This is a genomic window from Vicinamibacterales bacterium, from assembly GCA_036496585.1.
GTDB lineage: Bacteria > Acidobacteriota > Vicinamibacteria > Vicinamibacterales > 2-12-FULL-66-21 > JAICSD01.
Map to the genome: position 1 here is coordinate 21,116 of DASXLB010000078.1, position 16,328 is coordinate 37,443.

At 69.2% G+C, this 16,328-nt stretch carries 13 protein-coding genes; 9 read left to right on the forward strand and 4 right to left on the reverse strand.

Features of this window, described 5'->3' with window-relative positions:
• Positions 1–43 precede the first annotated feature (43 nt).
• From VGI12_21895 to VGI12_21935, 9 genes are read left to right on the forward strand one after another with little or no spacing between them, the layout of a single operon-like run.
• Positions 44–1,198 (forward strand): glycosyltransferase family 1 protein, encoded by a 1,155-nt coding sequence (locus VGI12_21895; GenBank protein ID HEY2435337.1) that lies wholly within the window; start codon positions 44–46, stop codon positions 1,196–1,198.
• Complete coding sequence (locus tag VGI12_21900; protein ID HEY2435338.1) at positions 1,195–2,292, forward strand: glycosyltransferase family 1 protein; 1,098 nt, start codon at positions 1,195–1,197, stop codon at positions 2,290–2,292. The genes VGI12_21895 and VGI12_21900 overlap by 4 nt, the downstream gene beginning before the upstream one ends.
• Positions 2,289–3,098: a glycosyltransferase family 2 protein gene (locus tag VGI12_21905; protein ID HEY2435339.1), complete on the forward strand. Its 810-nt coding sequence runs from the start codon at positions 2,289–2,291 to the stop codon at positions 3,096–3,098. Before VGI12_21900 ends, VGI12_21905 begins: the two co-directional genes overlap by 4 nt.
• 32 nt (positions 3,099–3,130) lie before the next feature.
• Positions 3,131–4,243 (forward strand): glycosyltransferase family 1 protein, encoded by a 1,113-nt coding sequence (locus VGI12_21910; protein HEY2435340.1) that lies wholly within the window; start codon positions 3,131–3,133, stop codon positions 4,241–4,243.
• Positions 4,240–5,481 (forward strand): glycosyltransferase, encoded by a 1,242-nt coding sequence (locus VGI12_21915; protein ID HEY2435341.1) that lies wholly within the window; start codon positions 4,240–4,242, stop codon positions 5,479–5,481. The genes VGI12_21910 and VGI12_21915 overlap by 4 nt, the downstream gene beginning before the upstream one ends.
• A complete protein-coding gene (locus VGI12_21920) occupies positions 5,481–6,923 on the forward strand; it encodes an undecaprenyl-phosphate glucose phosphotransferase (protein HEY2435342.1) in 1,443 nt (480 codons plus the stop codon). The genes VGI12_21915 and VGI12_21920 overlap by 1 nt, the downstream gene beginning before the upstream one ends.
• A 24-nt stretch (positions 6,924–6,947) precedes the next feature.
• Positions 6,948–7,877, forward strand: a complete 930-nt coding sequence (locus VGI12_21925) for a UDP-glucuronic acid decarboxylase family protein (GenBank protein HEY2435343.1) — start codon at positions 6,948–6,950, stop codon at positions 7,875–7,877.
• A gap of 49 nt (positions 7,878–7,926) precedes the next feature.
• Complete coding sequence (locus VGI12_21930) at positions 7,927–9,585, forward strand: GMC family oxidoreductase (GenBank protein ID HEY2435344.1); 1,659 nt, start codon at positions 7,927–7,929, stop codon at positions 9,583–9,585.
• Complete coding sequence (locus tag VGI12_21935) at positions 9,582–10,121, forward strand: gluconate 2-dehydrogenase subunit 3 family protein (GenBank protein ID HEY2435345.1); 540 nt, start codon at positions 9,582–9,584, stop codon at positions 10,119–10,121. Before VGI12_21930 ends, VGI12_21935 begins: the two co-directional genes overlap by 4 nt.
• A 126-nt stretch (positions 10,122–10,247) precedes the next feature.
• Here VGI12_21935 and VGI12_21940 read toward each other — a convergent pair whose 3' ends face one another.
• From VGI12_21940 to hflX, 4 genes are all read right to left on the reverse strand, one after another.
• Positions 10,248–12,959: a hypothetical protein gene (locus VGI12_21940; protein ID HEY2435346.1), complete on the reverse strand. Its 2,712-nt coding sequence runs from the start codon at positions 12,957–12,959 to the stop codon at positions 10,248–10,250.
• Between the two features lie 154 nt (positions 12,960–13,113).
• The gene (locus tag VGI12_21945) at positions 13,114–13,671 is read right to left on the reverse strand and encodes a CDP-alcohol phosphatidyltransferase family protein (GenBank protein ID HEY2435347.1); all 558 of its coding nucleotides are present in this window, start codon (positions 13,669–13,671) and stop codon (positions 13,114–13,116) included.
• 1 nt (position 13,672) lies between these two features.
• Positions 13,673–15,064 (reverse strand): tetratricopeptide repeat protein, encoded by a 1,392-nt coding sequence (locus VGI12_21950; GenBank protein ID HEY2435348.1) that lies wholly within the window; start codon positions 15,062–15,064, stop codon positions 13,673–13,675.
• Positions 15,057–16,328: a GTPase HflX gene (gene hflX / locus VGI12_21955; protein HEY2435349.1), complete on the reverse strand. Its 1,272-nt coding sequence runs from the start codon at positions 16,326–16,328 to the stop codon at positions 15,057–15,059. Before hflX ends, VGI12_21950 begins: the two co-directional genes overlap by 8 nt.

The following is a 16,328-nucleotide window of genomic DNA, read 5'->3' on the forward strand; positions in this document are numbered from 1 at the left end:
AACGACTTGCGGCCCCTACATCTTGTGCTACGATGGCCCAACTTTGCGCATCCTGCTCGACTATCGGCCGGCGCTCCGCGAGCGAACCGGAGTCGGCGAGTACGTGCACGAAATGGCCGCCGCGATCGGGCGACGGCTCGACCCGAGCGACGAGCTGGTCCTGTTCTCGAGCTCCTGGAAAGACCGGCTGGCCGCCACCACCCCTCCGGGACGGCGCGTTGACGTCCGCGTGCCCGTCCGCTTGCTCAACCGGCTCTGGCATCGGCTCGAAGCTCCGGCGATCGAGCGGTTCACCGGCCCCGTCGACGTCGTCCACGCGGCGCATCCCTTGCTAATCCCCACTCGCGGAGCCGCACGCCTCGTGACCGTCCACGACCTCGACTTCCTCGACCACCCCGAACGCACCGCACGAGAAATCCGCCGCGACTACGCCGCGCTGGCCGCCGCGCATGCGCAACGCGCGGACGCCGTGGTCGCCGTCTCGATGTTCACCGCCGGCGAGGTGGAGCGGCGCCTGGACGTGCCTCGCAATCGGATCGTCGTCGCCAGTCCGGGCGCTCCCGCGTGGGAGCCGCGGCCGGCGCCAGTGCCCCGGGGTCCGATCCTCTTCATGGGTACGCTCGAGCCCCGAAAGAACGTCGGCGCCCTGCTGCACGCGTACGCCCGCCTGCTCGAACAGAAGGCCGACGCGCCTGAACTGTGGCTGGCCGGCGGCGCGACCGCGGCGGCCGCCCCCTGGCTGCGCGCGATCGCCGAACCGCCTCTCGCCGGCCGCGTCAGACATCTCGGCTACATCGCGAGCGAGCGCCGCCACGATCTCTATGGGCAGGCGTCGATGCTCGTGCTTCCTTCGCACCTGGAGGGTTTCGGCATCCCGGTGCTCGAGGCCATGGCGGCCGGGGTCCCCACGATCGTCAGCAACCGCGGCGCACTGCCGGAAGTCGCGGGCGGCGCGGCCCAGGTCGTCGAGCCGGACGACATCGACGGGATGGCGGCCGCCATGCGGCGCTATCTCGACGACGAAGCGGCCGCCGCCACCGCGGTTCGAGACGGACTGGCGCGGGCGCGCCAGTATTCCTGGGACGCCAGCGCCGCCACACTGGTCGAGGCATACGCCGAACTGGCCGCGCGCCACGGCCATCGCGGTCGCGCGCCGGCACACGATTCCGGCGCCCCTGCCGCCGCCGGCCGCCGATGACGCCGCCGCTGCGAATCGGCATCGACGCGCGCGAACTCCTTGGCGACGCCACGGGTGCCGGACGGTATCTCGGCGAGCTGCTCCGCCGCTGGGTGCGGCGCGACGATGCGGGCTCGCGCGAGTTCATCCTCTATACACCGGAACCGCTGCCGTTCGTCCGGTCGCTCACGGGAGTGCCCGTCCGCGAAATCGTGGTCGGCAGCGGGCGCGGCACCTGGTGGGAGCAGACGCACCTGCGCCGCGCCGTTCGCTCGAATCCGCCGGACGTGTTCTTTGCCAGCGCGTACACGGCGCCGCTCGCGCTGGGCGTGCCGCTCGCGGTCGCGATCCACGACGTGTCGTTCGCGGCGTACCCTGAATGGTTCCGGCCGCGCGAGGGCGCACGCCGGCGTCTGCTGACCCGGCAGGCCGCGCGCGCCGCCGACGTCATCTTCACCATTTCCGAATTCTCGAAGCGCGAGATCGTCGAACGGCTGGGCGTGCCCGCGGATCGCATTCAGGTGACGTATCTGAGCGTGACACCGCGGCCGGCCCTGGGAGTGGCGCGCGAGCCGCTCGTGCTCTACGTCGGATCGATCTTCAATCGGCGGCGTCTGCCGGCAACGATCACGGCGTTTGCCGCGGCGACCGCGTCCCGCCCGGAGGCCCGCCTGATCATCGCGGGCGCCGACCGGAGCTACCCGGTGCTCGATCTGGCGGGGCTCGCCACCGAAGCCGGGGTCGGCAAGCGCGTCGAACTGAAGGAGTACGTCTCCGACGACGAGCTGACCTCGCTCTACAGCCGCGCCTCGGCGTTCGTCTTCCTCTCCGAGTACGAGGGATTCGGGCTGACGCCGCTCGAAGCGCTGTCGGCCGGCGTGCCAATCGTCGTGCTCGACACCGCGGTCGCGCGCGAGATTTATGGCGACGCGGCCTGGTTCGTGCCGCCCGACAACGACGTCCGCGGCGCGGCCACCGCCATCCGGACGCTGCTCGAGGACCCGGCCAGCCGGGCGCGGATGCTGCAGGACGCCGCCGCGGTGCTGTCACGCTACTCGTGGGAGACGGCGGCCGACGCCACCCTGCGCGGCATCGAAGGGATCGCGCGGCGGTGACGGATCTGGCGATCGTCATCGTCAGCTTCAACGCCGCGGTGGATCTCGCCGCCTGCCTTGCGTCGCTCGCCGCTGCCAGGCCGTCGGTGCCGCACGAGATCATCGTCGTCGACAACGCGTCTTCCGACGCGAGCGTCCTGACGGCGCGCGGCGTGCCCGGCGTACAGGTGATTCCGCTCGATACCAACCTCGGCTTCGCCGCGGCGAACAACGTCGGGATCCGGGCGACGTCCGGCGAGCTGATCCTCCTGCTCAACAGCGACACGATCGTGCCGCCCGGCGCGATCGATGCGCTCGTGGCGCGCCTGCGTCTCGATCCGGTAATCGCCGTTGCCGGACCCCGGCTCGTCGACGGCCGCGGTCAGCCCGAGCTGTCGTTCGGCCGGATGATCGGGTTCGGGGTCGAATCGCGGCGCAAGCTGCTGATGCGCCGCATCGCGGCTGGGGCCGGCGACTCGCTCGACTGGCTTCGCAACGAAACCTCGCGCGAGCACATCGTCGACTGGGTGAGCGGCGCCTGTCTGCTCGTCCGGCGGCGTGACGCCGAGACCGTCGGCCTGCTCGACGAGCGATTCTTCCTGTATACCGAAGACGTCGATTTCTGCGCGTCGATCCGAAAGCTCGGTCGCAAGGTATTGTTTACGCCGGTGGCGACCATCACGCACCTTCGCGGCCGGTCCCGCGCGGCACGGCCTGACGCCGCGCAGAAGGCCTATCGCCGGAGTCACGTGGCGTTCTACGAGAAGCACCACCCGATCTGGGCGCCTGTGCTCAAACTGTACCTGCGCGCCAAGGGTGAGCTGTGAGCCGCCGGCTGGCGGCCGGGAGCCGATAGCCGGTGCGCATCGCGATCGACGCGCGCAAGCTTCGCGACTACGGCATCGGCACCTACGTGCGCAACCTGCTGCGGCAGCTGGCGCGTCAGGACTCCGAGAACGACTACGTCGTCATCTGCCGCGATGCGGATTGGGAGACGATCGAGGAGCTCGGGCCGCGCTTCCGGCCGGTCGTCGAAAAGGCGGGCACCTACTCGATCGGCGAGCAGTTCGCGCTGCCGATCGATCTGCGCCGCGAGTCGGCCGAGCTGTTCCACGCGCCGCACTACGTCCTGCCGCCGCTCACCCCCTGCCGGTCGGTGGTGACGATCCACGACTGCATCCACCTGCGCTTTCCGCAGTACCTGCCCAACCGGCTGGCCTACGCCTACGCGCGCGCCCAGATGTGGACCGCCACGCATCGCGCAGCGCGGGTCATCACGGTGTCGGAGGCGTCGAAGCGCGACATCCTCCGCTACTTCAGGGTCCCTGAATCGCGCATCGATGTGATCTACAACGCGATCGACGATCGGTTCTGGCAGCAGCCCGATGCCGAGGACGTCGCGCGCGTCCGCGAGCGCTACCGGCTCGACCATCCGTTCGTGCTCTATGCCGGCAACATCAAGCCGCACAAGAATCTCGAGCGGCTGATCGAGGCGTTCCATCTGCTGCGCCAGCACGCGGCGATGAAGGACGTCGAGATGCTCATCATCGGCGACGAGATCTCGAAGTACGCCACGCTCAGGCGCGCCGTGCACCGCCACAAGCTGCACAAGCACGTCCGGTTCTTCGGCTTCGTGTCGGATCAGACGCTCGCCGCGCTCTATCGTCTGGCCGGCGTCTTCGTGTTTCCGTCGCTCTACGAGGGATTCGGCCTGCCGCCGCTCGAGGCGATGGCCAGCGGCACGCCGGTGATCACGTCGAACGTGTCGTCGCTGCCGGAGGTGGTCGGCGACGCGGCGCTGCTGATCGACCCGTACGACCCGGCGGCCATCGCCGACGCGATGCAGCGCGTGCTCGCCAACCCGGCGCTCGCCGCCGACCTGTCCAGCCGCGGCTTGGTCCGGGCGCGCGAGTTCTCCTGGGAGCGCTCGATCGCGCGCGTGCGGGAGATCTATGCCGAGGTCATGCAGTGACGTCGCTGCCTCGAGTCGCCCTCGTGCACGACTGGCTCACCGGCATGCGCGGCGGCGAGAAGGTGCTCGAGGCCATCGCCGAGCTGTACCCCGGCGCGCCGATCCACACGCTGCTGCACGTGAAGGGATCGGTGTCGGACGCCCTGGAACGCCATCCGCGGCGCAGCTCATTCGTGAACTGGCTGCCGGCGGCGGCGACCCGGTATCGCCAGTATCTGCCGCTCTTTCCCACCGCCATCGAGCAGTTCGATTTCGACGGCTATGACCTGGTCATCAGCACCAGCCACTGCGCGGCGAAGTCGGTGATCGTGCCCGGGAACGCCGCGCACGTCTGCTATTGCCACTCCCCGATGCGCTATGCGTGGGATCAGTTCGATGCGTATTTCGGCCCGGCGCGGGTCGGCGCGACCCGCTCACGGCTGCTGAGACCCGTTCTGGCGCGACTGGCACGCTGGGACCGCGACACCGCCTCGCGGGTGAGCCGCTATGTCGCGAATTCTCATTATGTTGCGGGCAGAATCCGCCGATACTATAATCGCGGGTCGACCGTCGTGCATCCTCCTGTCGATACAGCGTTCTACCGGCCGGAGTCGGCCGTCCGCCCCGAGCCCTTCCTGCTCGCGGTCTCCGCCCTGGCTCCCTACAAGCGGCTCGACCTTGCGATCCGTGCGGCGGCCGCCGCCGGCCTGCCGCTGACCCTGGTCGGCAGTGGCCCGGAAGAAGGCTCGCTGCGGGCCCTGGCCGCCTCGAGCGGCGCGGCGGTCGCCTTTACCGGCTGGCTGAGCGACGAGGCGATCCGCGATCTCTATCGCCGCTGCCTCGCCTTCGTCATGCCAGGGGTGGAGGATTTCGGGATGGCCCCGGTGGAGGCCCAGGCCTGCGGCCGTCCGGTGGTCGCGCTCGGCGAAGGGGGCGCCTGCGACAGCGTGGTCGACGGCGCCACAGGCCTCCTCGTCGGCAGCCCCTCGGTGGATGCCTTCGTGGCGGCGTTCCGCCAGCTGGCGACCCGCGAGTTCGACGCGGCCGTCATCCGGCGTCACGCCGAGGGCTTCGGCAAGGCACGCTTCCAGCGCGAGTTCCAGGCGGTCGTGGCCGAGGTGGTCAGCGAGCACGTCAGTTCGAACGAGGATCGTCGCGGGATCAGCAAACACCGTCCGACGCATCCAGATGGCGTGAGCGATGCCGCCAGCGACCGGCAGCACAGCCGCGACATGGCCGGCCGCGAGAACCAGCCATGATGCGGCGACACAACCGGCTGCTCGTCGCGTTCTTCGTCGCGGGCGACACGCTGCTGGGCATGGCGGCGTTCCTCTGCGCCTACCTCCTCCGCTTCGAGGTGCTCGACCGCCTCCTGCCGATCTCGAAGGGCATGCCGCCGTTCGGGCAGTACCTGCGGATCGCGCCCTTCATCGGGCTGCTGGTGCCGATCGCGTTCCAGGTCCAGGGGCTGTATCGCCTCCGGCGCGGCCGATCGCGCGTCGACGACTTCTTCGGCGTCTTTGTCGGCACCATCCTCGCGGTCGTGCTCGGCCTGGGCGGCACGCTCTATTACCAGACCTACTACACGACCGAAGCGCTGAAGGACGTCGGTCTCTACGAGGTCTCTCAGTACGTCTGGCTCCTCTTTCTCGTGTTGAACGTCGGGTTTTCGTATGCCGAGCGCGAGCTGGTCCGCGAATTCCTGGAACGGCGCTGGCGCGCCGGGATCGGCCTCAAACGGGTGTTGATCGCCGGCTCCGGCGAGCTCGGGCGCACGGTGGCGGACAAGGTGCTGGAGCACCGCGAGCTCGGATTCAGGGTGGTCGGGTTTCTCGACGACAAGGCCGGCGGCGATCACATCGGTTACCGCGGCATGCCGCTGCTCGGGACGCTCGCCGAAGCCGATGAAATCATCCGGCGCGAAGCCGTCGATCACCTGTATGTTGCGCTGCCGCTCGAGGAGCACGTCAAGATGCTCGGGCTGATCGAGGCGACCAATCGCGAAGGCGTCGACATCCACGTGGTGCCCGACCTGCTGCAGTTCATCGCGCTGCGGGCCCGCCTCGAGAACCTCGACGGCGTGCCGATCATCAGCCTCAACGACGTCCCGCTGCGCGGCTTCAACAGCGTGTTGAAGCGCGGCATCGACGTCGCGATCTCGGGCCTCGCGCTGATCGTGTTCTCCCCGCTCCTGGCGGCGATCGCCCTCCTCATCCGGCGCACCTCGAGGGGGCCGATCTTCTATACGCAGGAGCGGATGGGGCTCGACGGCAAGGCGTTCAACGTCCACAAGTTCCGTTCGATGTACGTCGGTGCCGAAGACGATACGGGGCCGGTGTGGGCACGCGAAGACGATCCCCGTGCGACCCCGATCGGACGCTGGCTGCGCGGACTCGATCTCGACGAGCTGCCGCAGCTCTGGAACGTCCTCCTCGGCGACATGTCCATCGTCGGGCCGCGACCCGAGCGGCCGTACTTCGTCGAGCAGTTCAAGCACCGCATCCCGCAGTACATGCTGCGCCACAAGGTCAAGGCCGGGATTACCGGCTGGGCGCAGGTCAACGGCTGGCGCGGCAACACGTCGCTCGAGAAACGCATCGAATACGACCTGTATTACATCGAGAACTGGTCGGTCTCGCTCGACCTCAAGATCATGTGGCTGACGCTGGTGCGCGGCCTGAACCGACACGCGGCCTTCTAGCCATCTCCTGAGGAACGCCACGACATGCCGAGAGCGGTCATCACCGGCGCGGCCGGCTTCATCGGATCCCATCTCTCCGAGGCCCTCCTCGACCGCGGCTGGAGCGTCGTCGGCATCGACAACCTGCTGACCGGGAGCGTCGGCAACATCGCCCATCTGGCCGGACGCGACTTCATGTTCGTGAAGCACGACGTCACGAACTACGTCTACGTGGATGGTCCGGTGGACGTCGTGTTCCACTGGGCCAGCCCGGCCAGCCCAATCGACTACCTGGAGCTGCCGATCCCGACCCTCAAGGTCGGCGCGCTCGGCACACACAAGGCGCTCGGGCTGGCCAAGGCGAAACGGGCCCGCTTCGTGATCGCCTCGACGTCCGAGGTGTACGGCGATCCGCTCGAGCACCCGCAGAAGGAAACCTATTGGGGCAACGTCAACCCGGTCGGGCCACGCGGCGTCTACGACGAGGCCAAACGCTTCGCCGAGGCGATGACCATGGCGTACCACCGGTATCACGGGGTGGACACGAAGATCGTGCGCATCTTCAACACCTACGGCCCGCGCATGCGCCTCAACGACGGCCGGGCGGTGCCCGCGTTCATGAGCCAGGCGCTGCGGGGAGAGGACATCACGATTTTCGGCTCCGGCCAGCAGACGCGCAGCTTCTGCTATGTGAGCGATCTCGTGGACGGCATCCTGCGTCTGGCCGAGTCGTCCGAGAACGACCCCGTCAACATCGGCAACCCGCACGAGATGACGATCGAAGAGATCGCCGCCACCATCGTCCGGATGTCCGGATCGAAGAGCCGGCTGGTCTACCGGCCGCTGCCGGTCGACGACCCCAAGCAGCGGCGTCCCGACATCACCCGCGCGCGGACCCTGCTCGGCTGGGAACCCAAGGTCGCGCTCGAAGAAGGGCTGACCAAGACGCTGGACTATTTCCGAACGAAGGTCTGATGGCCCCCTTCGCCGCGCACTCGGCATCGGGTCTTTTACAATCGGCGCCATGACGATGCAGATCATCTCCCCCGCCAAGGTCTACCCCGTGATCGTCATCGGCAGCGGCGCTTCGGGCGGAATGGCGGCGTGGAACCTGACGCGCCAGGGCATCGAGGTCGTCCTGCTCGACGCGGGCGAGAAGTTCGACCGGGCCACGTACTGGACGCACGTCACACCGTGGGAAGCGCGCGAGCGGCGCGGGCGCGGCGAACGGGCGCCGCAGTTCTTTCTCGATACCAGGGAATCGCCGTACGCCACCCCCACGGGCCGGCCCTTCGAGCTGACCCGCGTGTGGGGCCACGGCGGCAAGACCAACGTCTGGGGTCGCGTCAGCCTACGGCTCTCCGACGTCAATCTCAAAGAGCCGGCGCGCGACGGTTGGGAGATCCCCTGGCCGATCGCGTACGCCGACATCGCGCCGTACTACGACCGTGTCGATCAGCTGATCGGTGTCTGCGGGGGGGACGACGACTCCGACATCCTGCCGGGCAGCCGATTTCACCTGCCGCCGCCGGCGCCGCGCTGCGCCGAGCGCCTGATTCAGAAGGGGGCGAAGACGCTGGACATCCCCTTCGTGCCGACCCGCCGCGCCAATCGCACCCGCAGCGTCCGCGGCAGCATTCCCTGCCACTACTGCGGCAATTGCGGCGCGGGCTGTGACGTGGCGGCGTTCTTCTGCTCGGCCGACCATCTGCTGCCCGAGGCGCTGGCGACGAAGAAGCTCGAGATCCGGTCGAACGCCGTCGTCTCGAGAATCATCACCGACGCGAGCGGCCTCGCGACGGCCGTGCAGTACTTCGATCGCAGGACCGGCGCCGAGCGACAGGTGCGCGGCAAAGTGGTGGTCGTCGGCGCCAGCTGCGTCGATTCCACGCGCATCCTGCTCAATTCGACGTCCAGGACCCATCCCAACGGCCTCGGCAACGGATCCGACGTGATCGGCCGCTACCTGTGCGAGCAGATCCGCTTCCATGCCAACGGCTATCTGCCGGCGCTCGCCGGCGGACCAACCAGGAACGATCGCGGCATCGGCGGCGAGCACCTCTACATGCCGCGCTTCAACCACCGGCCCGGTCACACGCGCGACTACCTTCGCGGCTTCGGCGCCCAGATGTGGAACACCGGCGCGAGCAGCGGCGGTGCACACGGCGGCTCGGAGAAGATCCCCGGCTTCGGGATCGGCCTCAAGCAGGAGATCAAGCGGCGGCACCCCGCCTGGTTCGAGATCCATCCCTATGGCGAGGTGCTCCCTTATGCCGACAACCGCATCACGGTCGATGCGGCGAAGCTGGATCGCTTCGGTGTGCCGACCATTCGGATCGACTACCGCGTCCGCGAGAACGAACGAAAGATGACCGAGCACATGGCCGACACGGTCGAGGAGATCGTCAAGGCCGCCGGCGGCGTCTTCGTCAACTACAACCGCGGCGATCTCGACGGCAACGGCACCGCGATCCACGAGCACGGAACCTGCCGGATGGGCGACGATCCAAAGCGCTCGGCGCTCACCGCGTTCAACCGCATGCACGAAGTCCGCAACGTCTACGTGGTCGACGGCTCGGCGTTCCCGACCGCAACCGAGAAAAACCCCACGCTGACGATTCTGGCGCTGGCCTGGCGCGCGACCGACCATCTCGCCGCCGAACTGAAGAAGGGGACGCTGTGAGACGCCGCGACGCGCTGCGCACCCTGACCGCGAGCGCCGTCGCGCTCGCCAGCTCGCGTCTATGGATTCACCTCCTCGCGGAGCAGGACTGGGCCCCGGCGATCCTGACCGCCGCGCAGAACGACCAGGTCGTGGCACTGACCGAGGCGATCATTCCCGCGACCGGGACCCCGGGCGCGAAAGGCGCGCTCGTCAACCGGTTCATCGATCACGCGCTCGCCGACGCCGGCGAGGCCCAGCGACGCGCGTTTCTGGACGGCCTGGCCTGGCTCACCGATCACAGCCGGGCGGAGTTCGGCACCGACTTCGCGACGTCGGCGGCGGCGCAGCAGGCGGCGCTGCTGACGCGCATCGATGACGATGGACCCGTCGCGGACGCGGATCGACCCGGCGCCGATTTCTTTCACGCGCTCAAGGGCATGACGATCAGCGGCTACTACTCGACGGAGATCGGCCTGCGCCAGGAACTGGGAGACGACGGCCGGATGGTGCTGGCGGAGTTCGAAGGCTGCACGCACCCCGAACATCAAGGATAGCGGGCTAACGGGGCGGCGGCGCCGACACGATCGCGATCGCGACGACCTGCCTGACCCACCGTGCCGGACGCAGTTCGCCTGGCACGATCACCTCATAGGGCAGGGCGTTGTCGGCCGGTATCTCGACTAGGTCGAGCGGGCCTTCTCGCTGGACGGGGCGGCCTTGCGCAGCTGCTTGATGCTGCGCTCGATTCGCTCGGCCAGCTCGCGCTCGGCCTGCAGCGACTTCAGTATCTTCTGGGCTTCCTGCGTGCGCTCGGTCAGACGGCCGGCGGTCTCGATGACGTGCTCCACGACGGCCTTCTGCTCGCCGAGCGTCTCGACGTTGAGGCGTACGTCTTCCAGCATGTGGGTGATGGCGCTGGTCTTGATTTGCACCTCGTCGACGAGCTTCTTGCGCGCCTCGATCTGCGCGAGCCGCGACTCGGTCTCGGCGGCGGACGCCAGCACGCCGTGCAGCGTCTCGCGCAGCTCGGCCAGCTCGTGGCGGTGTGCCTCGACGTACTCGAGATCGGCCCGGCTGCGGGCGCTGACGTCGTGCACCCCGGCGACGGCCTTCTCGAGTGATTCGACGGCCGCCTCCCGCTTCGTCAGCGCGGAGATTCTGGCCTCGATCGCGTCGGCGAGCCGGGTCACGTCGCCGGTCCGGGTCTCGAGCGCCTGCACGCCGGTCTCGATCGAGGCGATCTGCGTGCGCCGCTGCTCCAGCGTTCCAATCGCCGTTTCGAGCCGGTTCAGGTGATCGTCGCCCGCCGTGACCTGAGCGCCGACCTCTCGCTGGCGATTCTGCACCTGCGCGAGCTGTTGCAGGAGTTCGTCCCGGCTGCTCGTCGCGCGGCCGAGATCCGCGGTGAGCGCCTGTAAGAGGATCTGCCGCTCTGCCGCGTCGGCGGCGCAGGCACGGTTCGCTTCGAGCAGCGCGGCCAGACGCGTCTCCTGCTCGGCGAGCGCCGCCTCGTCCTGCCGGGCGGCCGCCACTCGCGCCTGCACGGCTTCGATCTCCGCCGCAAGCGACGATACCCGTTTCGTCAGCGGCAGCAATTGAGTCTCCAGTGCCGCCACGCTTTCGATTCTCTGCCGCGCGTCCATCGCGTCCAGGGCCACGCCGTCGATCCGGCCCCTCAGGGCCTCGACCTCGGCCTGCCGGGCGATCTGCCCCTGAAGCTTTCGATCCACATCGCCGGCGAGGACGTGAAGCTCGTTGAGACGCGTCTCCACCTGCTCCACGAACTGCTGCTGCGTCGCCATGCGGGACACCTGCTGCTCGAGGTTGCCCGCCATCGCCGCCAGGCTGGCGGCATCCTGCACGCGCCCATCGACGCCCGACACCTTGACGTCGAGCGCTTCCACGCGGGCGTCGAGCTCGGGCAGCCCGGCGCTGAAGGCGGTGGTGCGCTCGATGAACCGCTCGAGCGCCGCGCGGTCGGCGGCAAGGCGGTCGCAGAGCTGCGTCGCGGCCGCGTGCGACCGGTAGACCTCCTCGATCTGTCCGTTCAGGGCGTCCAGGCCCTTGCGGCCCTGTTCGAGCGCCTCGTGCTGGCGGGTGGTGCGCCGCGCGAGATCCTCCACCTGCGCCAGCGACTGCTGCAGCGCCTCGACCTCGGGCTGTTTCGCCTGCAGGCCGGCCACGCCCGCCGCGAGCGCCTGCGCCTGCTTGTTCAACTGGTCGAGCCGCTGTGCCGTCGCCGCCGCCTGCCGATCGCGCGCGGCCAGGGCCTCCATGTTCTTCTCCGCCTCACCCACCACGACCGTCAACGCCTTGACGCGCTGATCGAACGCTTCCAGTTCCTTGCGGCCGATCGTCAGGGTATCGCTGTGGGCGCGCACGAAGCCGGCGAGCGCCGCGCGGTCGCGTTCGAGCCGCGACAACTCGGCGGCGAAGGCGTCCTGCGCCTTCAGTCCCGCGTCGAGTTGAGTCCCCGCCGCGAGGGCGAGCTTCTCGATCCGGTCGATCGTCTCCTCGGTCCGCGCCGCCTGCTGCGCCCCTTCGTTGAGTTTTCCGACCTGCACCTCCATGGCCCACACCATCTCGTTGAGGCGATTGGCCTCGACGACGGCGCGCTCGACAGTGTGTTTCTGGTTCTCGAGCGCCTTCACCTTCTGTCCGACATGCTCGGACAGCGCGTTGAGGGCGGCCGTCCGCTCCTCGAGGGTCCGGCTCATCTCCTGGAGATGAGACAGTCCCGCGAGGCGCGTCTCGACTTCCTGGACCATCTCGACGGTCGCGGAGGTCTCTTCGCGGGTGGCGCGCGACATGTCGTGCAGCCGGGCGTAGTCGGCGGCGAGCTCCGACGACACGCCGTGCAGCTGATCGACCTGGCTCTTCAGGCTGTCGGCGCGGCCGGTGGACGCTGTGATTTCCGACTGAGCGCCGCGCAGATGTTCGCGCAGGGTTTCGAGCGCCATCCGCTGCTCGTCGAGCGCGTCGAGGCTGGCGCGGGTGTCCGCGGCCTGTGACGCGAGCCGCTCCAGCGCCTGCCGCTGCTGCTGCAGCGCGCCGTCGGCGGCGGTAAGCCGGCCCGCCTCCTTCTCGGCCTGGCCGACCGCGTCGGCGAGGCCCTGGATGCGCTGGTCGATGGCGTCGAGCTCTGACACGCGCCGGCCCGCCTTGTCGAGGCGGTCGACCACCTCGTCGATCCGCGCATGCACCCAGCCGGCCTTCTCGTCAACCTCCTGCAGCGTCTTGCCGGCCGTGGCGAGCTTCGCGCTCTGCATCTGGATCTGCGTCAGCATGGTGCTGAGCGCGGCGCGCTCTTCTTTCGATGCGGAGATGAGCGCCTGCAGCTCGTCGGCCTGCTGCTGACGGGCCGTGCCGTTCTTCTTGAACGCGTCCAGCATGGGGGAACTCCGGAGGATTCGGGGTCGATACGGCGGACGCTGAAGACAGCCGTCCGTAGCTCTTATCGCCATCCAGGCGGCGCAACTTTAGCGGGCGCAGCGGGTGCCGCCGTCGGGCGGGTCCGCCCCGCCCGGGCTCACCGGGCGCCAGCGGTCAATTCGACATGCGGGCCACGCGGTAGGCATAGTGGCCGGCAGAGATGAAGGTGATGACGATCGCGGCGTAAATCAGCGCGTCGACGAGCCCGGACGCGCGTCCCAGGTAGTTGAAATAGAGGGCGGCGACCCCCGTGATCAGGTAGAGGGCGGTGGCGATCTTCCCGTAGATCGACGGCCGGAAGGTGCGCGGCCCGATGGCCAGGTTCACCACCGCGACGGTGGCGACGATCGCCACGTCACGGGTGATGACCAGCACCGTGAACCAGAGCGGCAGGCGATTGGGATCGCCGAGCCCGGGCACGGTCAGGATCACGAACATCGTGAGCAGGAGCAGCTTGTCGGCCATCGGATCGAGCCACGCGCCGAGCGTGGTCTTCTCCCCGGTCGCCCGCGCGATGAACCCGTCGAAGAGGTCGGTCAGACCCGCGGCCAGAAACACGACCAGCCCCCAGCCGCGATACCCGTAGATCACCAGGATGGCGAAGAACGGGATCAGGAGCACCCGGAGCCCGGTCAGCAGGTTCGCAGCGGTGAAGATGGGGCCGACGCTCATCCTACCGCCTGGCGAGTGCCTCGAGCTTGGTGACGACGTCGAGCGCTTCGACGCCGGTGACCGGCCGCGCCAGCTGGAACGTCTCCCCGTCGAGCGAGGCCATGACGCCCGCCGACACGGAGCGCGCCGCCGCCGGATAGCTCAGGTTCCCTGGAGACAGATCCGAAAAGCGCGGCCGTGGATCGCGCCACTGCGCCGCCAGTTTCGGGTTGTCGCGCGCGATGAGGGTCAGGACCCGGCTGGCGGCGCTCGCCAGGTCGCTCCGACGCAGCGTCGCACCGGGCTGGAAGGTATGGTTCGGGAACGCGTCCATGACGCCGGCGCGCGTGACCGCCATGATCCATGGCGCGGCCCAGTTCGTCCGGGTGTCGGTGGTGACGACCGCGTTCGAGGCACGAGCCCCGCGAAGCAGGCTCTCGAGATGGACGCCGAGCAGCGCCGCGAGCTGCGCGCGGGTAACGGTCGGCGAGGCGTGGATGCCGCGATACTCCTCCGGCATCGCTTCGAGCGCGGCGTTCTGCCGCATCTGATCGGTCTTCGCCGCCACCGCCTCAGACGGCTCGAGCGCGTTCACCGCGGCGTAGGCGTCGGCCGCCTTCGCCCACTGCTGTCCCGCTTCCTGGATCTCAGCGATGAGCATCAGCGCGCGTGTGTCGGCGGGATCGAGCCTGGCCGCCTGCTGCGCCTGGGCGACCGCGGCGTCGGCGTTGCCGGCGCGCCGCTCGACGTCGGCGAGTTCGCGGTGCAGGAAGGCGCTCTCGGGCGACGCGGCGATCGCGTTCGCATAGAGACTCCGCGCCTCGTCGACACGGCCGGCGTCGGCCGCCTTGCGGGCGTTGGTGACGATCTCCTGCGCGTTCCTGAACTTCAGCGCGTCGACGCGCGCGCGCAGCGGCGTGAGGCTGGTGTCGGCCGCAAGAGCGGCTTCATACGCCGCGACGGCCGCGTCGGTCCGGCCCGAGGCCGCCAGCGCGTCTCCCTTCCCCGCCAGTGCCGGTGCGTACGTCGTATTGGCCGCCAGCGCCTTGTCGAAGTGCGCGAGCGCGGCGGCGTTGTCCTTTCGTGCCAGCGCCGCATAGCCCTGCCCGGCCGCCGCGGGATAGAACGCGGGCGCGGCCTTCAACACGGCGGCGAACTCCCGGTCGGCGGCGCGCGCATCTCCCGACTGCAGGATCTGCCAGGCCGACGCCTGGCGAGTCGCAAGGTCCTCACTGCCGGCGCTTGCAGGCGCCGCCGGGAAGATGAAGTCGGGGAACCGCACCGCGCCGACCGTCGCGGCCGGCGCCACGGTCGGCTTGCCGCCGCACGCCGATCCGACGATCGCCATGGCGAACGCGACCAGCCACAGGCTCGGCCGGAAACCGCGTGCGATGGCGGCATCCCGCCTACGCATGCGCGGCGGCTCCATTATTGTGGAAGCGATCGGCCAGGCGGCGCGGCAGCACCGCCTCGATGGTGACGCTGTCGTCGGTCGCGACGTGGCGCCGCACCTGCCCGAGCCGGTAGAGCTCGGCGATCTGAGCACGATCGGCCGCGTCATGGGGGTTGAACTCGAACGTGATCGTGGCGGTGTCGAGTCCGAGCTTCGTCTCCATCGCGCCGATCACGTCATCGCGCCCTTCGCCGGTGAGCGCCGACACACACAATCCGTGCGGATGGATCGCCGCGAGACGGGCGCGCTCGGCCGCATCGAGGCGATCGGACTTGTTGAACACCTCGATCGACGGCACGCGATCCGCTCCGACCTCGGACAGCACGGCGTGGACCGCCGCGATGTGGCGGTCGCGATCCGGCGCGGAGCCGTCGATGACGTGCAGCAGCAGATCGGCGGCGGCGACCTCTTCGAGCGTCGCGCGGAAGGCCGCGACCAGCGAGTGCGGCAGCCGATCGATGAAGCCGACCGTATCGGAGACGAGCAGTTCGCGGCGATCGGGCAGCTTGACGCGGCGCACCAGCGGATCGAGCGTGACGAACAGCGCGTTCGATGCAACCGCGGTGTCGCCGGTGAGCGCGTTGAACAGCGTCGTCTTGCCGGCGTTGGTGTAGCCGACCAGCGCGACGGTCGGCACCGCCGACTTGTGCCGGCGCTCGCGCAGCTGCGAGCGGCGGCGCCGCACCGCGTCGATGTCCTTGCCCAGCACGCTGATGCGATGCCGGATGCGGCGGCGGTCGGTTTCCAGCTTGGTTTCGCCGGGTCCGCGTGTGCCGATGCCGCCACCGAGGCGCGACAGCGCCGCCGCCGAACCGACGAGCCGAGGCATGGCGTACTTCAACTGCGCCAGCTCGACCTGCAGCTTCCCCTCGCGCGTCCGGGCGCGGCTCGCGAAGATGTCGAGGATGAGCTGCGTGCGATCGACCACCGCACGGTCGAGCGCCTTCTCGAGATTGCGCAACTGCGCCGGCGACAGTTCGTTGTCGAAGATCACGACATCGACGCGCGTTTCCTCGCACGCCCGCGCCAGTGTCTGCACCTTGCCGCTGCCCAGGAACGTAGCGGAATCGGGTCTGGCGCGCTCCTGCTGCACCCGCAGCACCACCTCGGCACCGGCCGCGGCGGCAAGCCCCGCGAGTTCGTCGAGCGCGTGGTCCGGATCGAACTGTCGGGGAGATTCGGTGAAGAGACCGACGAGTGCAGCGCGTTCCCGTAGGGATGTCAT